The following is a 21,017-nucleotide window of genomic DNA, read 5'->3' as shown; positions in this document are numbered from 1 at the left end:
GTGTTAAAATGTCTTCTATGAGTTTTAACGTCTTAATTGCGGAACCAGATTTTGAATTAAGTGATATATACGTCTTAGGTATCGAGAACACGTTCCAAGATTCAAATATCACGCGCGTTGCTAGCTTTAAGGATCTTAAGGCCAAGCTCAATGCGTCTGGTAATTATCATCTTATTATTTCAGAGTACTTTCGCGATGGGGACGAGGATATTTTCTCTTTTCTCGATAGTAAGTCGTTAAATATTCCAACTCTAACGATTACATCATTCACTGAAGCAGAGTTTATAAACTTTGAACGTGATATTACTTATCACTTAAAAAGAGCGCACCTTCCAAAACCATTTTCTTATGTCTCATTTGAAAATATCGTCACGGAATTGAGTGGCCCTTCAAGCTTTGTTCAATCTCGAACAGCTTATAAGAAAATCAATACAGAGTACTTCCTTAGAGGAACCATTGCTCTTTGTGATACCTATGTAAAACTTAGTGATTCAAAATTTGTTAAGGTCATCAAAAGGGGAGATACTTTTACAATCTCTCAAATTGAAAGTTATCTTGATCGCGATATTAATTATCTCTATATCAATAAAGATGATCTGGATGAATTTGTCGTTAATGCAGGTGAAGTTTCATTTCTAAAATACGACCCATCAACGCCAGCTGAACATCTTGATATTGCTCAAAAGTCGATTATGACTCTAAAGAGACTCGTTGGAAATTATGGAATTAGTGAAGGTTCCATGGCCGTGGTGGATAGTTATGTATCAAATCTTAAAAAACTATCCCAAGGTAGTGTGAAACTAAAGAATCTCTTGGCAGAAAGAGAGCAGATGACAAATTACCTCTATGACCACTGCTACCTAACAAGTATCTTAGGTGTTGAAATCCTAAAGCAGCTGGCCTGGGGAAAGAAAGATAATATTGAAACGATTATTCTGACTTCTGTTTACCACGATCTTCTCTTAGAAGATGAGTCACTTGCTCGCATCTCTTCTCAAGGAGAGCTTCTTAAGGCCGAGCTAAGTGATTATGATAAGAATATTGTTCTAAGTCACGGGCGTCTGATATCTGAAACTCTTGAAAAAGAGGGGATAAATGACCAGAATCTTTACGAAATTCTCATCAATCACCACGAAAGACCTGATGGAAATGGTTTTCCCCGTGGGCTATATGCTAAACAAATTAAGCCCTTAACAGCAGTTTTTATTGTGGCCCATGAGCTAGCTAAGAAGATGGAAGAGTATCACTACGATCTTGAGTATAGTGAAGACATCGCAAAGCATATGCAGGCCAACTTTTCCAAAGATCACTTTGAAAAAATTGTCAAAATTGTCGATAAAATTCTCAAATAGTGATAGGGTGCACCTAAATAAATCAATAACTTAAAAAACGGTAATAAGCTGTGAGTCAAAAGTATATTTTAGGCATTGAAACAAGTTGTGACGACACGTCTGTGGCGGTTCTTAAAGGTGATCCAACTTCTGGGCAGGCTCCTGAAGTTTTGGCATTTGAGTTATTTTCACAAGAACAAATGCTTGCCCAATGGGGTGGGGTTGTTCCTGAAATTGCTTCTCGAAATCACCTCGATAAATTGGCCCCGCTCTTAGATGTAACCATTAAAAAAGCAGGTGTGACACTTTCAGATATTGATCTTGTTGGTGTAACGACTTTCCCAGGACTCCTTGGTCCACTTTTAACGGGACTAAATGCGGCCAAGACGATTTCTCTTTTAAAGAAAGTGGATATCTTTGCGGTAAACCACCTCTTTGCTCATCTTGAAGCAGTTCATCTCACTCATGAAGTGACTTATCCATATATCGGGCTTCTTGTAAGTGGAGGCCACAGTCTCTACACTCTTGTTCGCGCAAGTGATGATGTGGAAGTTCTTGGCTCAACAATTGATGATGCCGCAGGTGAGGCCTATGACAAAGGCGGAAAGCTAATGGGACTTGGTTATCCTGCTGGCCGAATTATTGATGATCTAGCAAAAGAAGGTGATATCAATCGTTTTGAATTCCCTGTGGGACTTAAGACTTCAAAAGATTGTAACCTAAGTTTTTCAGGTGTGAAGACGGCCCTGAGAACGTTTCTAGAGAAGAATCCAGACTATTATGTGAAGTCTCCTGAAGATATTAATCAGGATACAAAAGATATTTGTGCTTCTTATCAGCACGCTATTGTGTCGGCCCTAAAGCTTAAGCTTCGCTATGCAATTGAGAAAGCTGGAGAGTTGGGACATAAGAATCTCCCTGTTGTTGTGGGAGGCGGTGTCGCTTGTAATAGCTATCTAAGAAAAGTTTTAAAAGAGAAGTATAAGAACGTATTCTTTGTTGAACCTAAATATTGTACAGATAATGGTGCCATGATTGCTAATTATGCCCTAAGAAATTATGAGAGTCGTATTAAGTATCCTGCTACACTTAGCATTGATGCACGTTCTCGATTTATTAATAAGAAAGAACATAGGAAGACTTAGTGGAAGATAGCAAGAAACTACCTTGGGCCAATAAAGATCTAGGACAACACTTCTTAAATAATCAAAATATTATTTCAAAGATAACAGATGACTTTGCTGAAGTTGCCGAAAGTATTATTGAAGTAGGACCAGGCCCTGGAATTCTTACTAAGAATCTTGCTGCTCATAACCAAGATATTCACGTTGTTGAAAAAGATGAGCGCATGATTGAATACCTTGCACCAATTGTAAAAGCTGATCATATCAACTTTACGGATGCATTGGCCTTTGATTTTGAGGCCTTCATTAATGAGAAGGGACTAGGTGATAAGACATGGCTTGTTTCAAACCTGCCTTATAATATTTCAACGCCACTACTTCTTAAATTTCTTCAAACACCATCAATTAAATATATGACATTGATGTTTCAACGAGAAGTTGCCGATAAGGTCTTTGCCTTTGCTTCAAAGAAGAATTTCATGGGCTCTCTAATGGCCTTATCACAAACATATTTTAAAACGTCACTTCTAGTTAAGGCGCCTCCGGGAGCTTTCACGCCACCACCAAAAGTGGACTCGGCCGTTATTAGCTTTGAGAGAATAGACAATCCTGTGATTGCTCTGGACGAATTTACAAAATTTGAGAAATTCTTAAGAGCAGTGTTTCAATTTAAGAGAAAGCAGCTAGGAAAGGTTCTAAAGAGCTATACTTCTGTTGAAAAAATTCAAGCGGGACTAGCACATATCAATCAACCTTTGACAGTTAGGGCAGAAGCGCTAAAATTAGAAGACTTGCAAAATCTATATAAATTTTTAAATGAGTAAATATGGGAAAGAAAATAATAGCCAAAAATAAGAGAGCAAAGTTCGATTATCAATTACTTGAACTTTACGAAGCTGGAATGGTTCTCGCTGGAACAGAGGTGAAGTCATTGCGTGCTGGAAAAGTCTCAATTGGTGAGGCCCATATTACAATTGATAAAAATGGCGAAGTTTGGGCCAATAATATCAAGATTCCTGAATATGAATTTGGAAATCAATTCAATCATGAAGAGGCGAGAAAGAGAAAGCTTCTTCTCCATGAAAAAGAGATCGCTGAAATCGCTCACCGTGCAAAGGCCGAGCGCTTAACGATTGTTCCAACGATTATCTATTTTAAGGGTTCTCGCGTGAAGTTAGAAATTGCCTTAGCTAAAGGTAAGAAGCTCCACGACAAGCGATCTGATCAGCAGAAAAAAGATGTTGAAAGAAAGTTAAGAAGAGGTGACTACAACTAAGCTCTTAGTGCACCATCTTCTTGTACATTTTTTCAAAGTAATCTTCATCAACACCTGAATAAACTCCATCGCGATCTTTCTTATACCACTCTGGTGATTGGTCACTTGTGTGACACTCAAGGCATTTATTCTTTATTGAAGCTTTTGTGTGGGCCAGTTTTTGCTCATCATTTTCAATAGCAAATGGGTGATCAGTAACAACCTCATGACAATTTAAACACTGAACATTGGCATAGCTATGCTCAACCTTATGCTTCTCATCAAGCTTATCCCATTCAACACGAAGAGCTGATACTTTCTTATCAGAGAGCTTACGAATTGATTTTACATCCTTGAAGGCCTTTGAAACATCTTGCCAATACTTATTCTTATGGCCGCTAAAGCCTTTATCTGTTGTCTTTAAGTCTTTGAAGTGAACAATATCGTTGTGATTGATATAACCACCTTCTTCATTCATTCCAACAGAGTGGCACTTCATACAAGAGGTCTTATTTTCTTCTCCTGCAATCATAAGCGTTGCAAAAGAAACTGAGTGAGGAGTCTTTGCCCAGTGTTCTCCTTGGGCCTCGTGACATTCAAGACAGCTCTTAGCATCTGGAATCTTTTTGATTTCATTACCGCCTGAGTACATCATCTTTTGTTCCTCATCACGAATCTGATCTAATTTCTTCTTTGATTCATTGATATAGGCCGTAAATGGGTTATTTGGAATCTTCTCTCCTAATTGCTCACGCATTTCGTGGTATGAAAATTCTTTTTCTAGCTTCTCTTTTCCACTTGAGATGGCAATCTCTCCAATGTAGTGGTTCTTTGAGAGAACTTGAACGATTTGAGTATCACCAACATCAATTGAATAATTAGTAAAACTTTGTGAGTGAGAACCAATAATCCAATCGATCATAGGAAATTTCTTAGCAAAGCCTTTATCGTAATCAAGTCCTGCATGAGACATAACCACAAGCTGTGTTAGTGGGTTTTTCTCGTCGTATCCAGCTTCTTTAAGCTTCTTTAGGGTTTCTGGAAAACTTGCTTCAGGTCTTTTAAAATAACCTTGTAATGGACCTTGTATAGTACTTGGTTCAACAATTCCTGTTAAATAGACTGTCTTCTTTCCAAATACAATCTTAGTAAACTCTTGATGAGGGAAGTCCTTCTTTTTTTCATCACTTAAGTTTGAAACAAGGGGAGTGAAGCTAACTTCACTTAGAACTTCTTTATAAAATCCAACACCAGCAGCAAGATCCTGATCTCCAGGAAGAGTGTATTTTAGGCCAAGTTTATCGAGTCCTTTAGCAACATCCTTTGCTGCTTGCATTTGTGATTTTGCAATATGAGTTGGAACGATTGAAGAAGGAAAGAGCATATCTCCTGTATCAACATAGAGAAATTGTTTTTCTTTTTTTAGCTCGTGCATAAAGCCTGCTACTTGTGGAAGTCCTCCCAGAGGGAATTGACGGCATCCACAAGGATGTGTTTCACCTGAGATTGAATGAGAGAAGAGGATGGAAAACTTAGGGCCTTCAATCTTTAGCTCTGAGTTTGCTTTATCCATGTCGATAATACTTTGGCACGAAAGTGCTAAAGTTAAAGTAAGTAATCCAAATATTCTCTTCATTGAGTGACCTTTCTTATTTTAATCTTGCTAGTAATTTCTTTGCTGCAGGAACGTGGCGACTTTTAGGAAATGACTTAAGCATCTCTTGAAGAATCGCTATGGCCTGATCTTTTTGTCCTTTCTTTTCAAAAGAGCGGGCAAGGTAAACTAATCCATTAGCGTTATAAGGTGATTTTGGTTTTTTCGTATATAAAGACGAGAAGTAAGTGATGGCATCATCATATCTCTTTTGAATATAAGCAACCATTCCAAGGTTGTGGTTGATACGATCTCTACTTTTGCCTTTGATCTTTCCGGCCTTATAAAGCTCTTCTAGGATAGGGCGAGCTTGAGAATACTTACCCTTTCCATAGAGATACATGGCCTCGTTATAAGGAGAGCGCTTCTTTGCAGCTGCTTTTGCTCTTCTTTGCTTATCTTTTTTTTTTAGGAGAGCAATAACTTCTTTAATATACTTATCTTGCTCTTCAATTTTTGCAGAAAGCTTTGTTACTTCATCAGTTAGGGAAGTGTTTTGTTCTTCGAGCTTATTAATTTTATTTTGTAGCTCTTCAACCTTCTGGTCTTTACCATTGGTATACTCTTCCATTTGTCCTTGGAAAGCGGCGATCGAGGACTCTAGCTCTTGCATCTTAGAGATGGCATCTGCATTAAGTCTTTGACTCTGCTGCATTTGAACTGACATTGTATTGATTTTCTTTTCGCGCTCAATTTGTTCCTGTGTCTTACAAGAAGTCATTGATCCCATTAAAGTGATTAATGTGATAGTCGATAGTAGGGAAGTTTTCTTCATGAGAAATTCTCCAGAATATGATTAGATGCTATCGAGAGTTTTTTTACGATAGGCTTTGAATTCGGCCTTTTCAGAAAATTGTTTTGATAAAATGGCGTATTTCTTAGCTTTATTAAAAAACTTTCTCTTGTAGCTTGATTTAGCTTTTAAGTAGTAGAATTCGGCTTTTCGATAGAGGTTAGGGGCGAGTGTTTGGCCACCAGCTTCCTTTGCCGCAAGGAAAGCAACCTGTGCATAAGTCATTTCTAACTTAGGGCGTACGGTCGTTAGACCGCAACTACCCAGAGTTAGAAGTAAAAGTAAAAATGTAATTTTAGACTTTAATACTTTCATTTATTCTTCAAATTACTTAGAAACAACAACGAAGTTTCCTCTTCTGTTTTGTGACCAAGACTCTTCAGAGTGACCAAAAGCGATTGGTCTTTCTTTTCCGTAAGAAGTCGTAGAGATTCTTGAAGCATCAACACCAAGAGCTACTAGGTAGTTCTTAATTGCACGTGCACGGTTTTCACCAAGTGCCATGTTGTACTCACGTCCACCTCTTTCATCACAGTGACCTTCAACTTGTACTTCAACATCAGTGTTCTCTTTTAAAAATTCAGCGTTAGCTTCAAGAGTCGACTTAGTAGACGAGTTTAGGTTTGAAGAATTAAATGCAAAATAAACAGTTCTTAGAGCACCTGCTTTACCAGAGTCTGAATCACCGTTTAACTCAAGTGATGAGTTTGCGTACTCTACTGATTCAACAGAAGATGAATCATTTTTTTTAGCATCTGAACCACATGAAGTCATAACTAGTGCAGAACCTAAAAGTAATAACGTAAAAAGTTTTTTCATTTGTTCCCCCTTTCCATATATAGAGATTATTCTTGTTAATGAAAAAATTAGATATACCCATAAAGTATATAATAAATTTAGGTGTTTAGATACCGGCAGAAAAGGAATTAAATCCTGATAAAAGTGCTCAGCTTCATGAAAACCTATAGTTGATATGATTATTTATCGGGATTTCACTATTTATCTAAACACGTTTTTTCGCAACTTTTTGCCAAAATTTTATGGGTTAACAGTTAAAGAAAAAGTAAAGTTTCTCAATCTCTATTTACAATGTGAAACGATCAAAATAATGTTTATTTGAGGTTATTGAAAAGTCCTTATCTTGTGTGTAAAAGCCTGGCCGCCGTCTTTTCCTGTCTCTGCTTAAGTTGCGGCCAGGCATTTTCTCTAAACTCAATTCTTAATATTCCACTAACATTGCAAATAGTTCTTCAATAATCCTTCATAGTTACAGGGCCTATTTTTAATAACTTGTAGGACCACTTTGTCCCTTCTGACACCAGAATCCATGAAGTCTTTACAAGGTTAGGTGTTATATTCTGAAACTTTCTTACATTTAAGGTATTTTCACAATGTTTTCTATGGGCCGTCTCCACAAAGGAAAATCAGGGTTATAGAACTAATTTAACGAAACATGATCTAAAGGAGAGGGATTCATGAAGAGATCGACTAAAAGTTTAGTTTTATTATCGCTATTGGCATTAAGCGCCAACGTTCACGCACAGTTACCTGATGAAATCGATTATCCGACGTACCTATCAAAGTACTCTCAAGCAAAGTCCGATTCTGATAGTGCTCGTATGAGTGCCAATCAGCTTAAGAGCATGCTTCAGCAAATCGCTGCAGACTTAGAAGCAAATGGTTCTGCAATAGCAATCTCTAAATCAGAAATTGATGAGGCCGTAGCTATCATCAGTCAATTGAGTACAGAGAATATGGATCTCGATAATACGATTGCCATGCTAACGGAAGAAAACCTTGGCCTTGGTGATGAACTACAAAGACTTGCTCGCGCTATCTCTGAATTATCAAGTGAGCAAAGAGAAATCCAAGATGATCTAGTCGGTCCTCAAAGAAATGCACATAATCTTCGTTCTGCCCTTGATTCAGTAACAAAGAATCTTCACCAAAATGGTGATCGTCTTCAAAAGGCGCAAAAGAAGTTAGATCGTAATCGTGATAAAATTAAAAATCTTGAAGGAAATATCAAAACGGCAATCGATGAGAGCGATCGCCTAAATCTTAAGCTTCCTAAGATTCAAAATAATATCAAACAAAAGAAAGAAGACCTTGATAAGGCCACATCAAAAATTTCTCAATTAGAGAATCAAGTGACTAAATTTCAGGCCGAGCTTGTCAGTGCAAACCAAGAGGTTAGTGCGGCCAAGGCAAAGGTTGATCAATTAGAAAGTAAAATCTCAAAGCAAGAGGCCAAGGTAGCTCCTCTTGTTGAAAAGAAGAATAGACTAAACGCTCAGGCCATTAAGGCGCAATCAACAGTATCTTCTAAGAAGAGTGAATTAAATAAGGCAAAGAATGAGCTTTCATCAGCTAAATCAAAGCTTTCTTCTCTTAAAAGTGAAAAGCAACAACTTGCAACTCAAAAGAATGCATTAGAAGAGAAGAAAACTAAGTTTGAAGAAAAGCTTGCCCAAGTTGAAGCAACTCTTAAAGAGCTAATGGCAAATCGTGATCGTGGAAATGCTAATAAGATTAAAAACCTTAGAGAGCAAAGAAAACTTCTAAGACAAAAAATTGCAGAAGTAACACCACGTCTTAATAAAGTTGAAGCAGATTTAAATAAAACTTCAGCTGAACTAGCTCAAGCAAAGAAGGTTATTGCTGGTGGAGATACAAAAGTTTCTAATCTCGAGCAAGAAGTCGCAGCTGCTGAACTTCAAGTTAAGAAGCTCTTAGCTGATATCTCAGCGGTAGAAAATGAAATCGCACAGGCCGTTCCTCAACTTGCAAGACTTAAGGATCGCCTAGCGAGTGCTAAGACTGAATTAAGAAGTGCTCAAAGTGCACAAGCAAGTGCAAAGTCTAAGCTTGATCAGAAGCAGACGGCCCTTGCTCAAGTGAAAAAAGATATCAAGAGAATCGAAGGAGATATCGCTTCACTTAAAGATCAAAAACAAAAAGCGCAAGAGAGAATCACTATCATTGCAGGTGATCTAAAGCGTATGAGACGTGAACTAAACCAAGAAAAGAATGACTTCGATGCAAATCGCCGTGTGGTTGGAACACTTCGAAATACACAAAATGCTCTTAAGTCAGAGCGCGATTCATATCAAAGAAGACTTTCAATTGTTGAAGATGAAATCCGCCACCTACGTGGAGAGCTTGATAAGGTTCAAGCGCAGCTTCTAACTCTTGAAGATGAGCACAAGCAAAGAGATCAGCAATACGTTTCAAACGTACAAACGATCCAAAGCTCACAAGATCGTATGCAGAGTAACTCTTATACAATCTCTTCTAAGCAATCTCAGATTGCACAAAATGAAAATCGTATCCAAGAGCTTGAGTCTCAAAGAAGCGCACTTTTAGAAGATCAACTTGTAAAAGAAGGTCAATTTGCACAAGCTGATGCTGTGGCAAGTGATTTAGAATCAATCACTCAAGAAACTTATGAGGAATATGAAGATCGTAAAGAATTATATGCTGATTACAAAGTTGAGGCACAGCAAATGGGTGCTTCTCAAGGTCAAGCGGCCGGTGCAACTGCTGGTGAATACGCTGGATCTGCTGATGTAAAAGAAGATGCTTCTTTATATGGATCTAAGAATGGAACAACTCTTGGTGAGTTAAGAGGATATCTAGCAGGACTTGTTGATGGTAAAGAGCAAGGACTTGAGGCTGGGTATGACGAAGGTGTTAACTCTCAGGCCAGTTACGATGAAGGTTACGCAAAAGGTTATGAGCAAGGACTACAAACTGCTGTTGCTCTAGCTAAGAAAGAAAATTTCCCACAAGGATATGCACAAGTTAAAGAAGAGAAATTTTCAACACTACCAACTAATAAAGTGGTTCTTGAAAATAGTGTAAACGGAAGCTTATTTATGGAGAAGGCATTTGCCTTTGCCTCAACAGCGGCCCAAACACTTACAGAGAGCTTTGGAATTGAGACACCTGATTATGTTTCAACTGAGGCCTTTGCACCAGTAAGAATCAAGTCAAAGGTTGATGTTGAAATCGCTCGCGTTGAAAAAGAGATTGCTCGTCATGAAGATAATGATCAAGTTTCTAAGGCCAAGCCTCAGTATGTTTACACTGCACCAACTCGTATCGATGTTGATGAGGATTTCAAAAATTGTTTTGATGTCTACAAAGGTGTTTCTGATTTTAAAGAAGCCTGTAGTGATTCTTATGAGTCTGCTTATAAGTCTCAATTTGTTAGAGATCACAAAGACACTTTCTTTGCTGCTTATGAAGCATTATTTAAAGAAGCAAGTGATGAAGCTGCAAGCGGTGACTTCTCAGGTGAGACGAGAAAAGCTTTTGATAAAGCTTATAAGACGGCCTTTGCTGAAGCTCGCTTAGAAGGTGAGGGAGTTGCTTACCAAAATGGTGCAACTGATGGTGAAGAAGCTGGATTTGATGAGAATATTGCAGCTAAGCGTTCTGAGCAACTTGCCAAAGGTAAGAGTGAAGCAGCTAACTTATTTGCAAGTAGCGGTGTTGTTCGCCTTAATAAGTACGCACAAACAAGTGTAAAAACTGAAGATCCAAAAGGTCTAACTCAGGATGGAAAATTCTCAGTAGGTCTTGGTCTTGTTAACTTTGGTAAACTTGCAACAAATCGTGGTGCGGTATCAGCAAAAGTGATCGCTGCTTCATCAAATGTTTCGATTTCAAATACACGTGCTAACTTAAGAGTTCTACCGGCTTCAACTCAAATCGACTTAAGTGATGTTATCCAAGCGAAGGTTACAAATAACGCTCGCCCAGGATCTGAAGTTAAGATGCAAATTGAGCTGACTTACCCTGGTGACGCTTTACGTGGAAGCTATACTGAAGTTGCAACATTTGTTTCAAATGTCATGGTTAACCCAGAGGTACAAGTTGGATTAGAATTTGATGATAAAGTAAAAGATCGCAAGTGTTTCCTAGGTTTATTTAACTGTAAGTTTAGAAGCCATGATGTAAAAGTTAAGCTAACAGGTCTACGTGACTTTGTTCCTGGAAGCTATGATGTTGCAATCAGTGTTTTAGAGGGTGGAAAGTTCATCAATCTTAAGAAAGCTCAAACTCAAGTTGCTGCTCCAGGTAAAGGGGTTGTGGCCACAGGAGCTCTAACTTATAAGTTTAAGAAGAAAACAAAAGACGATAAACTCAAGTTTAAAGTCGATGTTTCTTACAAAGGCGAATTACTTCAGTCCAAAGTATTCGATGTAAGAGCAAAATAGAAAAAAAGCCTCCGCAAGGGGGCTTTTTTTTTGCTAGTATGCCACTATGAAAAATCTATTATTAGGGACACTTACATTATTGAGCCTTGCGGCAAATGCTAACCAATGTGCAAATCTTGAAGAGATTGCCAACACCTTCAAAAAAGATTTAAAGGCAGAACTTGCTAATACAGTCTATCCTGAAGATAAGGCCGGGCAACAAGAGTTTCGCGCCAAGGTGGGAGCTAAGATCAATTATCTTAAGGGCCTTAAGCACTCAATTGAAGTTTGCTATGAAGATTACGGCACGCCAAAGATGTATAGCTGTCAGATGGGATCAGACCTTTTAAAAGGTGAGCACCATGGTAATTTGAGAACAACTTATACATCTTCGATTTCAGTTGATTATGAATGTAAGGCGGAACTCTTTCTAGGTCATACAATCACAAGAAATATGGAAACAGGTAAGACAATCTATATGGAGTCAGGGGGAATGCATATTCTCAATACTCTCTATAAGTGTTCTGGAAGCTATACAAATGAAGAATACTCTTTTAGAAAGGTTCTCTTATCTGAAGACAATGTTTTTTTCATGGATCAGTATTTAATTTATCGCACTGATGTGAAGGTCATTGCAAAGAAGTATAAGACAGAAAATAATTTAAGAGTTGAGTATACAGATTCTGAAGTGATCTTTCACTACGGGGATGCTTTTGTTGCTATCTCAAAAGAAAATGGTGAGGCCACGCGTTCTAACTTCATCTCAATGGATGAGTTAACGGAAGGCACTTGTCAGACTCGCTTTGATGCTGAAAAGAATATTATCTATCCGCGCACAAATATTGATGAAAAGCGCTGGGGCTTTGAATTAGAATATGTCACGCACTAAAAAAATTCTCATCACAGGCTTTGAACCATTTGATGGAGGGGAGATAAACCCCTCTGAAATCCTCGTTGAAAAATTCGATAGTGAAATTCCAGGATTTGAGATCCACAAGCTTATCCTGCCTGTGGTTTTTAAGAAGTCTCTTGCAATCCTAAAGAAAGAGGCCTTCTTTTTAAATCCAGACTTTATCATTTGCTTGGGATTAAATGCGAAGGTGAGTGAGATTAATTTGGAGGCGATCGCTCATAATCTTGATGATGCTCGCACTGATGATAATGAGGGCAATCGCCCGCAAGAGGAAGTCATCTTTGAAGATGGCCCTGAGACTTTAGATTCCACGTTGCCACTTAAAGAGATGGAAGATGCCATCCTAGAAGCGCAGATTCCTGTTGCCATCTCTCGCGACTGTGGCCGCTTTGTTTGCAATCACGTCTTCTATGGAATTCGCCGTATCATTGATATGAAGAAGATGCGGGCCAAAGCCGGCTTTGTGCACCTTCCGCCATTTGAAAAGCTGAACGTCGCCCAGCAGAGCAGGGCGCTTGAAGTGATGCTTTCTGCGCTAAAATAGAAGGGCGCAACTTTCGCTGCGCCCCCGAAATCACAACTTCCGTAAGATCAAAATAATTTGAACTACATAGATCATGATTTCTAAAAATGACCAGAAACTTAACCTCGTTTTTACGGGGTTTTGTTATTTTGGGCCATGTCATCTCATTGAATTCATTCAAATTTTTCATCTAAAGAAATATCTATTCCAGATAGGGAATTTTTCGTTTTTGAAACGTGTTTGGAGTAGTTTTCGTTAACTTCAAAATTAACGAGGGAGACTCTATGAAGAACTTAATTTTAATATTGGCGATACTTCTAACAAGTTCATCTTGGGCGAAGTCTTTAAATGATTGTTTAGATGCTGAATGCCTTAGAGAAAGGGCCACAAATTTTAAAGCATTTTTGAAAGCTGAAGAGGATTTCACAAATGAGCTTGGTAAAGCTTTCCCAAACTCTATGCTTGATAAGCTTGTGACAAATTTCGTGGATGAAATCCGCATGGATTTTAATAATGCAAATAATGATCGTGAAACAACATTGTCTCAAATGAAGGATAATATTCGAGACAACGGAATTCATGCAGCTTTTGTTGATCCTGCTATTGTATTTATGGATATGTACGCATCTCTTGGTAAGAAAGACAAAGTGCAAAGCATGGCAAATATCGTAAATACACTAAACCCTGCCATTGGGGACACTCTTGAAAAGGATTTTGGAATCGAAATTGATCGAAATTACGATCCAAATTTTGATGCTCCAAAAAGACAATTGAATCTGCCATCCAATTTTAATCCCACAAAACGTGAGCAAAGTAAGGATCAATTCGGTGGTCCTCGCATGGGACAATTTGGCAATGAGTTTGATGGCAGTCTAGGTGCACCTGAAATAGATAAGGAAAATGGTATGTCTAATGGTCTAAAGCCTCGTATGGGAAATAGTGGGCCCGGAATGAATGAAGGTGAAATGATTAGTCCGATTCTTGCAAATAAACTTGAGCAGGATAAGAATAGTTTGCTTTATTCTGCTGCTAGTGGAGTTGATACAGGTGGAACTAAGTTGTGCTTTGGTATTTGTGGGACTGTTACAGGGATTACTGTAGTTGGTAGTGTTCTTTCTGGTGGAGCTTTGGCGCCTGTCGCTATTAAGACTGGCCTAACTTGTAGCATAGGGTGCTTAGGAGTAGCGTACTCAGCATTAAAGAAAGTAAAAGCTAAAGAAAAAGTAGAGACACCAAAGCCTGATCAACCAAGGTCTGGAACGGGAGCTCCGGATACTCCTGAAGTCGAACCAGAGATGCCGGAAATTAATAGTCCTCGTGTTGGGGGAGGTGATCAGCCTAAAGCTGACAGTGAAGACAAGCCAAAGAAAGGTGAGGATAAGCCAAAGAAAGATGAGGATAAGCCAAAGAAAGATGAGGATAAGCCAAAGAAAGATGAGGATAAGCCAAAGAAAGATGAGGATAAGCCAAAGAAAGATGAAGTTAAGCCAAAGAAAGGTGAGGACAAGCCAAAGAAAGGTGAGGACAAGCCAAAAAAAGGTCATGTGAAGCCTAAGAAGGATGATGAGTGTAAGAGCAGTAGTGGTTGTAAAGGAGATGAGGTTAATAAGACTCTTGGCCGAGTTAGAGATGGTGCTCCTGATCAATTTGATAATATGTTAAACTTAAGAAATAAAATTGAAATTAATTTTCAGGACTTACAAATAAACTTTGGAAGACCACAATTTGGAAACTAGGAATCAGTCATGGTTAGTAAGAGAATGTTGTATTTATTAATTTTCGTACCTATCGTTGTATCCATTCTAGGCGGAGTTGATAGCTATGGAAGATATGCCAGTCATTCAAGCGCCGAGTTATTATGGGGATATGTTTTCGTAGAGTCCTTGTTATTCCTTGTCATTTCTTTTGCACTTGAGATTGTAATGCTTGGAGTTTTATATAAAGCGATAAAGAGAGTGAATCCAAGTATTGAAGCACCTTTAATTCAGGATGATGAGCTTGGCCCATTAATTAGAAGAGTTTTTTCTAAATCTGAAAATATTGAGCTAGTAGGCGCTATTTTGATTTGGAACTTTCTAATTTATAGCAGTGTAAACTTAACCCTTGGTTCAATGAAGGGATTGATAATTCCAGTGCTCGAGGCAAGTTCTTATGCCCTAACGTTTCTGCTTTTATGTGAAATCTTATATTTTGGAGGAACAATTCTTGGAAAAGCGAATTTAAAAAATGAATGATAAAAAGGGCGCAACTTTCGCAGCGCCCCCGAAATCACAATTTTCTTAGAACCAGAATTAACTGAATTATTATCACTGTGATTTCTATGACTTGCCAAAGTCCTTCCATGAACAACTCCTGAAAGAGTCCTCCTCATTGAGGAAGAATGGAGGAAATTGGCAAAATATGGTATATTTTTTATTAGTAGTTTTGTGCCTTCGAAATCACAATTCTATGATTTGCCAAAGAAGTACCCCGTTTTATACGGGGTCTTTTTATATGGGGGCTATTCAAATAATCTTCTGAACCGATTTCTTTCCACTTTTGAAATGCTGTGCTATACTGCCGCTTACGAATATTTGTTCCAATATCCGTGTCAAAATCTAATGGGGGTGCCCTGGTTTCGACGGGATGGCTGACAGGTATCCGGGCGTGTCCAGGCTGGTGTCCATGGTCCTGGTAAAAAGGAGACCGACGTTTAATTGCAGACGATTATGCAATGCCAATGGCTGCCTAATTATTTTTAGGATCTAGTCTTGTGAGGCGCTACTGCCAAGAAACAGAATGTAGCGACCCAGTTGAATCTGCTGGCTAACTAGGTTCCGAGGCTGCCGGGGCATCTCGTTAATCTGTCACCGGGGTTCGCCGAGGTCACCTATCTCGGACAGTCTTGTCTTCTGACGATAAATGAAGACTACGCACGTAGGCCGCTATCAAGACGTCATTTCGGACGTGGGTTCGATTCCCACCACCTCCACCACGATCTTCTAACTATTTAATATTATTCAGCTTTTCGTGGTGGTTGCCTTGTCGTGTGGCAACGGTGTGGCAGGGGTTGTAATTAGTGTTCCTTGATAAAAATGATTGAATTGATGATCTGAGTTATAATTATCCAAAAGGTAAATTCTCTGAGGTCTTCATGAATAACATTACTAAGCAACTTGTGTATGCAACTCCATTCTTTATTTTTCTTATTTATACTATAGTTGTTGCAGGTTTAAATGATAGCTTCCTTGGAAAAGAAGGCCTAGAGATTAGTTTTCAATTTGATTGGTATCTCTATTCTCTTATTTTATCAGTTCTTATTGCTAGCTTTATATCAAGACTCTTGAGAAGTTTCCACCCTGATAAGCTGGGTAGGTTTTATATATTATTAAGTACGATTGGAGCTTTATCATATTGCATATATGGAACTACTCAATTCTTAAACTATAAGTTCGCTAACAAGAAAGCTGTAAGTGATATATACTTTTTAGGTCCTGAGGTAATAAATAATGACGGTGGAAAATGTTATTATCTTTTAAACAAGAAAAACGGTGAAAAGATATCAAGCCAAGCCTTTTGTAAGAAAAGCCATCAAAATATACATGAAGGATTTCCTGTAAAAGTTAAAATTCAAGAAGGTTGGCTTTCGCGTACTTGGGTAAGTCAATATGTTATATCGCTTTAAGTAAGGACACCTAGGAGCTTTTCTTTTTGCAAGATTAATGAACAAAGTAGCTGTTACTCATTTCGTTCTAAAATTTTGTCAATATTTTCAATATCTTTATCGCTTAAAATAATATTGTTAGTAAGAAGAATTTTAGGTTTTTCGTTATTGGGAATATCTTTTAACTGATAGGTAAGATCTTTTTCTAGTTTTTCTCTCTCTTGAATATTGGGAACAAAAATAGAGTGAACATCTTTAATAGTGAATGGAAGTCTTCGTTCTTTTTCTTCTTTTTCTGTGTTCAACTTATTTATATCGAAAGGGTGAACAATTCTCCATTCATATTCAAATGAATGAGCTGCTACTTCTACAAAAGCTAATACATTGAAAATTTCTTTATGAACGTATGTACTTTTAAATCCTGCTAGATGTTGAGTACAGTCATCGAGTGTTTGTAAAATACTTAAAGTGCTTCCTATAAGGTTTGAAAATTGAAGGCTTGGATCAACATATACTACAGGAGAGCCTCCATTTTTAATCATCCATTCATGTTTCATTAAAATACCATATTCACCAAAAAAACCTGTATGTTGAGGATGAATCTTTTGGTTATTTCTAATTTCAGTGAAGCACTTCATACCTATAAAATCGCAATTATAGGAAACGAGGTCTCGCAAAAAATTGACTCCAAATGCTTTGCTATTAGATAACTTATTACTTAACTCATTATAGAAATTAGAGTTTATTCCCTCATGTTTCTTGTATAAGTTTACGAGAAAGTCTTTGTTTGGAGATTTTATTTTATATTCGTCCCATAATGGAATTAGCTTACTGAGTGTATGTTCTGTTGAAGGTTTATATTCAATCTTATGATTCTGAAATAAAAAACCATTTTTGATATTATCAATTAAATATTTGTATTCTCTAGTAAAGGTTATAAACATGTTCTTTATCTTAATAAATATATCTCCTCTTTGAAAGAGGAGATATTTTTAAAACGAAACAACGTTAGCGGCTTCAATCATAAAATCTTTGTCTAAGTGAGCATAGATCATTGTCGTCTTGATGTCGGAGTGCCCTAATAATTTCTGCAATGTATAGAGGTTTCCTCCATTCATCATAAAGTGACTCGCAAATGTATGCCTTAGATCGTGAAAGCGAATTATTTTTGAAAGGCCCGCAACTCGTTGTGCTTTTTTAAAGTGTCTTTGGTTAATATGGCTGTAAGGTAGAGCTTCGCCACTAGGTGTAGAAAAAACGAACTGCGAATTTCGTGTTTTAAGACGATTTTCGAGTATGGCCCTAACCTTATCATTCATTGGAATGTATCGGCCTTTATGGGTCTTTGTCGTGTTTCTAAGGCCCTCTCTTGTTAGAGAGCGATTGATGCTAATGAAGCCACCATTGAAGTCAACTCTATCCCAACATAAACCACAAATCTCGCCAAGTCTTAGTCCTGTGTTAAGAGTCATCTGATAAAAGTCGAGCAAAGGATTATTTTGATTCTTGTCGATGAATTGTTTTATCTCTTCCTTAGACCAGTATTCAAGTTGTGAAGGGTCTTCCTTTAATTCCTTAAAGCCACGAATAGGGCTTCTAACTAAGTAATCAAGTTTAACCGCTTCGTTGATAACAGTCTTTAAAACCATCATCACTTTATTAACTGTTCGATTCTTTTTGCCTTGTTTGAGAACGTAGCTCTCAAGTTTTTTGGCATGGTGGTAGTTGATGTGTTTTAACTTCACTTCACCAAGAACTGGAAGGATATACATTTTAAAATTCGACTTATATCCACGAATCGTTTTCTCTGCTTTTCGTCCTATGACGTGTTCTCTAAGCCACATTTCTGCAAACTTTTTAAACGTGATTTCGCCGTCTATGTTTACGCCTGTGTCGATAATACGTTGCCTCTCAACGAGCATCTTTGCACGGAATTGGTCAGCATCGTACTTTCGGTAAAAAACTTTTGATATACGCTTGCCGTGAGGCATACGAATATCAACTCGGTACTTTTTTTGTTTTTGAGCGTTTTCGCTCGTTTTCGAACACTTTTTGCTCGTTTTTGTACCTTTTTTGTCCTCGTCTAATTTAGCCATTTTTACTCCTTTTTTGAAAAAAGGATTTGTGGCCTACTGTCGTCCTGATTATTCGAATGTGAAAGAGCACTAGACTTATACCAAATATAGAAAATAAGAAAAGGCCTTTCATACTTTTTACCAACTCTTTTGGAAGCTTTTTGTAGTAAAACGTTGCGATTTGTTGCGAAAAAACAGCTCTTTAGCGATCTTGTTATCTATTTGCTGATCTTTTACATAAAAACCTTCATTTTTGTACTTTTTGTAGCTTAGATCATAGTAGTTACCGATGATATCGCCATCAAGACGTGATTTAAGAATTGATAAGACTCGCTTAGACTGATCTTTGTAATTACAAAAGTTATTCAAGGCATACACGAATGAAGGGGAGTTCATAAAAGCTGAATTTGCACGAATATCTTCAATTGTGAGTTCTTTATCAGGTGCTACGGACTTGGCTTGATGGACAACTCCTATTAGTGCAATTTGATATCTCTGTGTTGTAGCACAAAGTGTTTTCATGAAATTCGCTTGAATTTCGGGGGAAGAATCACCAAAAGAGCAAGTTGAGAAATTATCAATATAAGCTAAGTCAATCTCATACTCTTTCACAAACTTAAATAGCGAAGCTACCCATGATTGTGGGTCATGAATAGTCGCTTGATCTAAGTCAGACTCATCTATAAGTATAAGGCTTCGCATGATGCGATTACGTTCTTCAACAGATTTATACTTAAGAGATAACATTGTATCTATACGTCGTTTAACATCGCCTTTCTCGCCCTCTGAGAGAAAGAGTAGGGTGTTCTGACCTCTAACGATATTCTCGCAAGCAAGAGACTGTACAAGAGCTGATTTACCTTTGTTTGTTCTTCCTAAGAAGACATGAGTGTGTCCTCTTTGAAAACCTTTGTGAGCTTTTAAAAACTTATACTTCGTTTTAAATTCTTCTTTTGGTTCTTTTATTTGAATTTGATCGAGACTATGTCTCTTTATTTGTTCTTTTGGTTTTAATACTTCTTCATCAAGCATGAAGCGTATATCCTTAACTGATTTCATGTGCTTCATAGTAAACTCCATTTTTTGCACTAATATTCTTATATTATCTTTTAATGTACCCATTTATTGCTCATATAATATGAGCAGTTTTAGCTCGTATTATTTGTGCAAATTTTGGGTATTAGGAGAATATAGCGACTATTTCCTGTGAAAATTGATCCTCTTCTAAACTCTAGAAAGTCATAGACCACAAGTTCATCAATCAACTTTTTGAGCGTTGATTGACTGCCGATACTTAAGTCTTTCATGATCTTTTTCTGGCACGGAAAGAAGCCTCTCGTATGTCCTGTGTAAGATCGATACATAAGGTATGCGTAAAGTCCGATGGCCTTAGGGCTTAGTTTCTTGCATTGAAACAGCTCATTTGGAATCTTCGTGAAATTCTTCGTTACCAAAGCCATGATGAATCCTCTTCGTTTGCTTTGACTGTGTTTGAGTCAATCCATTTTAGAAGTTCTTCTTTCTTGAAACGTACTAGACGGCCAAATTTTACGAATGGTATTTCTTTTCGAAATACTGCTGTACGAAGTCTTGAGACTTTGACTGAGAGGAAGCTAGAAGCTTCTTCGATGTTAAGTAATGCTTTTGTGGAATTTTCCATAATCAATATCCTTTTAAAATTGTCAGCATCATTGCTGAGTTGTTTAAAAGAATAGAGATTTGGTAATGGTCTAATAACCAGAAGACTGGCCTACAAAAAAAACGGCCAGTTTTCTGGGGGTACTATTTAGTATTTTCGGATAGTTGTAGGTCCTTTAATCCTTCGTAATATCTTAGCCTTTCTTGAAAGTCCTTTACGTCTAGGAGATTAAAGTCGAGTTTTTTGATGAAGACTTCACCAATATGTTTATGACAGAGCTTTAGGAAGCTTATGTATTCTTTCCAGTAGTTATCAGGAAATAAGTCCTTGTATATTTTCCTTGTAATTACATAGAACATATACTCATAGTAGAACTTATTTTTTCTATTTAATTTAAAAAACTTTGACTCGTTTTTTTGTTTGAAAAGATACTCATATGTATCAGGAACTTTTAGATTTTTCTCAATTCTTTTTAGCTCTTCTGGCGGAAAATCAAGGTCTTCAAACCTAAGTTTCATTTCTTCTTGCTTTACTTCATCTACACTTGAAGGAAGATTATAGATAGTCGATCTGAAATGTTTTTTTGAGTAGTACTTATTAAGAGTTAAAATGATATTGAATTGCTTAAGTATAAAAACGATTACTTCAACTTGATCTCCATTTGAAATAACTGTTTTAAGGTATTCTCTAAGTTTTAAAATACCATCTGTCTTAAACTCAAAGATATTGCGATCTTTACCATCTAGCTGTTCTCCAAAGAAATCTAGAGCCTCTTTGGCAGTGATTGATATCGTTTTGTCATTGTCGAAGTAGAGATTGAATTTTTTTTTCATTTCTTTGTCTATCAGTATTCTTTTAAAAGT

At 37.4% G+C, this 21,017-nt stretch carries 20 protein-coding genes and 1 other RNA gene; 11 read left to right on the top strand and 10 right to left on the bottom strand.

Annotation, left to right across the window (positions count from 1 at the left end; all coding sequences use genetic code 11):
• Window positions 1-17 precede the first annotated feature (17 nt).
• The 4 genes from DAY19_RS08700 to smpB are packed head-to-tail and all read left to right on the top strand — an operon-like array spanning window position 18 to window position 3,731.
• Window positions 18-1,352, top strand: coding sequence for an HD-GYP domain-containing protein (locus DAY19_RS08700; protein ID WP_158536857.1), 1,335 nt, complete (start codon window positions 18-20; stop codon window positions 1,350-1,352).
• A 50-nt stretch (window positions 1,353-1,402) separates the two neighbouring features.
• Entirely contained in the window at window positions 1,403-2,476 is a 1,074-nt protein-coding gene (gene tsaD / locus DAY19_RS08695; RefSeq protein ID WP_115361446.1) for a tRNA (adenosine(37)-N6)-threonylcarbamoyltransferase complex transferase subunit TsaD, read from the top strand.
• Window positions 2,476-3,279: a 16S rRNA (adenine(1518)-N(6)/adenine(1519)-N(6))-dimethyltransferase RsmA gene (gene rsmA / locus DAY19_RS08690; protein WP_115361444.1), complete on the top strand. Its 804-nt coding sequence runs from the start codon at window positions 2,476-2,478 to the stop codon at window positions 3,277-3,279. The genes tsaD and rsmA overlap by 1 nt, the downstream gene beginning before the upstream one ends.
• Before the next feature lie 2 nt (window positions 3,280-3,281).
• Window positions 3,282-3,731: an SsrA-binding protein SmpB gene (gene smpB, locus DAY19_RS08685; protein ID WP_115361442.1), complete on the top strand. Its 450-nt coding sequence runs from the start codon at window positions 3,282-3,284 to the stop codon at window positions 3,729-3,731.
• Between the two features lie 4 nt (window positions 3,732-3,735).
• Here the strand turns inward: smpB and DAY19_RS08680 are convergent, their stop codons facing one another.
• The 4 genes from DAY19_RS08680 to pal are packed head-to-tail and all read right to left on the bottom strand — an operon-like array spanning window position 3,736 to window position 6,976.
• Window positions 3,736-5,346: a multiheme c-type cytochrome gene (locus tag DAY19_RS08680; RefSeq protein WP_115361440.1), complete on the bottom strand. Its 1,611-nt coding sequence runs from the start codon at window positions 5,344-5,346 to the stop codon at window positions 3,736-3,738.
• A gap of 13 nt (window positions 5,347-5,359) precedes the next feature.
• Window positions 5,360-6,139, bottom strand: a complete 780-nt coding sequence (locus DAY19_RS08675; protein WP_115361438.1) for a tetratricopeptide repeat protein — start codon at window positions 6,137-6,139, stop codon at window positions 5,360-5,362.
• A gap of 21 nt (window positions 6,140-6,160) precedes the next feature.
• Window positions 6,161-6,472 (bottom strand): DUF4398 domain-containing protein, encoded by a 312-nt coding sequence (locus DAY19_RS08670; RefSeq protein ID WP_115361435.1) that lies wholly within the window; start codon window positions 6,470-6,472, stop codon window positions 6,161-6,163.
• Window positions 6,473-6,484: 12 nt separating this feature from the next.
• The gene (pal, locus tag DAY19_RS08665; protein ID WP_115361433.1) at window positions 6,485-6,976 is read right to left on the bottom strand and encodes a peptidoglycan-associated lipoprotein Pal; all 492 of its coding nucleotides are present in this window, start codon (window positions 6,974-6,976) and stop codon (window positions 6,485-6,487) included.
• Window positions 6,977-7,632: 656 nt separating this feature from the next.
• On the opposite strand from pal, the gene DAY19_RS08660 reads away from it, so the two are divergent.
• From DAY19_RS08660 to DAY19_RS08630, 7 genes are all read left to right on the top strand, one after another.
• A complete protein-coding gene (locus tag DAY19_RS08660) occupies window positions 7,633-11,382 on the top strand; it encodes a coiled-coil domain-containing protein (protein ID WP_115361431.1) in 3,750 nt (1,249 codons plus the stop codon).
• A gap of 46 nt (window positions 11,383-11,428) precedes the next feature.
• On the top strand, window positions 11,429-12,250 hold the full coding sequence (locus tag DAY19_RS08655) for a hypothetical protein (RefSeq protein ID WP_115361429.1): 822 nt from the start codon (window positions 11,429-11,431) through the stop codon (window positions 12,248-12,250).
• Window positions 12,237-12,818, top strand: a complete 582-nt coding sequence (locus DAY19_RS08650; RefSeq protein WP_115361427.1) for a pyroglutamyl-peptidase I — start codon at window positions 12,237-12,239, stop codon at window positions 12,816-12,818. Before DAY19_RS08655 ends, DAY19_RS08650 begins: the two co-directional genes overlap by 14 nt.
• 263 nt (window positions 12,819-13,081) lie before the next feature.
• Window positions 13,082-14,533, top strand: coding sequence for a hypothetical protein (locus DAY19_RS15145; protein WP_133296925.1), 1,452 nt, complete (start codon window positions 13,082-13,084; stop codon window positions 14,531-14,533).
• Between the two features lie 9 nt (window positions 14,534-14,542).
• A complete protein-coding gene (locus DAY19_RS08640; RefSeq protein WP_115361425.1) occupies window positions 14,543-15,031 on the top strand; it encodes a hypothetical protein in 489 nt (162 codons plus the stop codon).
• 368 nt (window positions 15,032-15,399) lie between these two features.
• Window positions 15,400-15,771: a transfer-messenger RNA gene (gene ssrA, locus DAY19_RS08635) on the top strand.
• A gap of 159 nt (window positions 15,772-15,930) precedes the next feature.
• Window positions 15,931-16,461, top strand: coding sequence for a hypothetical protein (locus DAY19_RS08630; protein WP_115361423.1), 531 nt, complete (start codon window positions 15,931-15,933; stop codon window positions 16,459-16,461).
• Between the two features lie 53 nt (window positions 16,462-16,514).
• On the opposite strand, the gene DAY19_RS08625 is transcribed toward DAY19_RS08630, so the two are convergent.
• From DAY19_RS08625 to DAY19_RS08600, 6 genes are all read right to left on the bottom strand, one after another.
• Entirely contained in the window at window positions 16,515-17,384 is an 870-nt protein-coding gene (locus DAY19_RS08625; protein ID WP_115361421.1) for an abortive infection system antitoxin AbiGi family protein, read from the bottom strand.
• A gap of 48 nt (window positions 17,385-17,432) precedes the next feature.
• On the bottom strand, window positions 17,433-18,536 hold the full coding sequence (locus DAY19_RS08620; RefSeq protein ID WP_115361419.1) for a tyrosine-type recombinase/integrase: 1,104 nt from the start codon (window positions 18,534-18,536) through the stop codon (window positions 17,433-17,435).
• A gap of 117 nt (window positions 18,537-18,653) precedes the next feature.
• Complete coding sequence (locus DAY19_RS08615) at window positions 18,654-19,583, bottom strand: AAA family ATPase (RefSeq protein WP_158536856.1); 930 nt, start codon at window positions 19,581-19,583, stop codon at window positions 18,654-18,656.
• An 80-nt stretch (window positions 19,584-19,663) separates the two neighbouring features.
• The gene (locus DAY19_RS08610) at window positions 19,664-19,975 is read right to left on the bottom strand and encodes a helix-turn-helix domain-containing protein (protein ID WP_115361415.1); all 312 of its coding nucleotides are present in this window, start codon (window positions 19,973-19,975) and stop codon (window positions 19,664-19,666) included.
• Window positions 19,963-20,175 (bottom strand): helix-turn-helix domain-containing protein, encoded by a 213-nt coding sequence (locus tag DAY19_RS08605; protein WP_115361413.1) that lies wholly within the window; start codon window positions 20,173-20,175, stop codon window positions 19,963-19,965. Before DAY19_RS08605 ends, DAY19_RS08610 begins: the two co-directional genes overlap by 13 nt.
• 122 nt (window positions 20,176-20,297) lie before the next feature.
• Window positions 20,298-20,987: a hypothetical protein gene (locus DAY19_RS08600; RefSeq protein ID WP_115361411.1), complete on the bottom strand. Its 690-nt coding sequence runs from the start codon at window positions 20,985-20,987 to the stop codon at window positions 20,298-20,300.
• Window positions 20,988-21,017: the final 30 nt, after the last annotated feature.

Origin of the sequence: Halobacteriovorax vibrionivorans, assembly GCF_003346865.1 — a bacterium.
Lineage (GTDB): Bacteria > Bdellovibrionota > Bacteriovoracia > Bacteriovoracales > Bacteriovoracaceae > Halobacteriovorax_A > Halobacteriovorax_A vibrionivorans.
Note: the sequence above shows the minus strand (reverse complement) of the source record. Positions and strands in the feature narration are given on the sequence as shown.

Bases quoted from the DNA above. Each gene is read 5' to 3' on its own strand.
- DAY19_RS08700 (WP_158536857.1), top strand. From the start codon at position 18: ATGAGTTTTAACGTCTTAATTGCGGAACCAGATTTTGAATTAAGTGAT.
- smpB (WP_115361442.1), top strand. From the start codon at position 3,282: ATGGGAAAGAAAATAATAGCCAAAAATAAGAGAGCAAAGTTCGATTAT.
- DAY19_RS08680 (WP_115361440.1), bottom strand. From the start codon at position 5,346: ATGAAGAGAATATTTGGATTACTTACTTTAACTTTAGCACTTTCGTGC.
- DAY19_RS08675 (WP_115361438.1), bottom strand. From the start codon at position 6,139: ATGAAGAAAACTTCCCTACTATCGACTATCACATTAATCACTTTAATG.
- DAY19_RS08670 (WP_115361435.1), bottom strand. From the start codon at position 6,472: ATGAAAGTATTAAAGTCTAAAATTACATTTTTACTTTTACTTCTAACT.
- pal (WP_115361433.1), bottom strand. From the start codon at position 6,976: ATGAAAAAACTTTTTACGTTATTACTTTTAGGTTCTGCACTAGTTATG.
- DAY19_RS08660 (WP_115361431.1), top strand. From the start codon at position 7,633: ATGAAGAGATCGACTAAAAGTTTAGTTTTATTATCGCTATTGGCATTA.
- DAY19_RS08655 (WP_115361429.1), top strand. From the start codon at position 11,429: ATGAAAAATCTATTATTAGGGACACTTACATTATTGAGCCTTGCGGCA.
- DAY19_RS08650 (WP_115361427.1), top strand. From the start codon at position 12,237: ATGTCACGCACTAAAAAAATTCTCATCACAGGCTTTGAACCATTTGAT.
- DAY19_RS15145 (WP_133296925.1), top strand. From the start codon at position 13,082: ATGAAGAACTTAATTTTAATATTGGCGATACTTCTAACAAGTTCATCT.
- DAY19_RS08640 (WP_115361425.1), top strand. From the start codon at position 14,543: ATGGTTAGTAAGAGAATGTTGTATTTATTAATTTTCGTACCTATCGTT.
- DAY19_RS08630 (WP_115361423.1), top strand. From the start codon at position 15,931: ATGAATAACATTACTAAGCAACTTGTGTATGCAACTCCATTCTTTATT.
- DAY19_RS08625 (WP_115361421.1), bottom strand. From the start codon at position 17,384: ATGTTTATAACCTTTACTAGAGAATACAAATATTTAATTGATAATATC.
- DAY19_RS08620 (WP_115361419.1), bottom strand. From the start codon at position 18,536: ATGGCTAAATTAGACGAGGACAAAAAAGGTACAAAAACGAGCAAAAAG.
- DAY19_RS08615 (WP_158536856.1), bottom strand. From the start codon at position 19,583: ATGAAGCACATGAAATCAGTTAAGGATATACGCTTCATGCTTGATGAA.
- DAY19_RS08610 (WP_115361415.1), bottom strand. From the start codon at position 19,975: ATGGCTTTGGTAACGAAGAATTTCACGAAGATTCCAAATGAGCTGTTT.
- DAY19_RS08605 (WP_115361413.1), bottom strand. From the start codon at position 20,175: ATGGAAAATTCCACAAAAGCATTACTTAACATCGAAGAAGCTTCTAGC.
- DAY19_RS08600 (WP_115361411.1), bottom strand. From the start codon at position 20,987: ATGAAAAAAAAATTCAATCTCTACTTCGACAATGACAAAACGATATCA.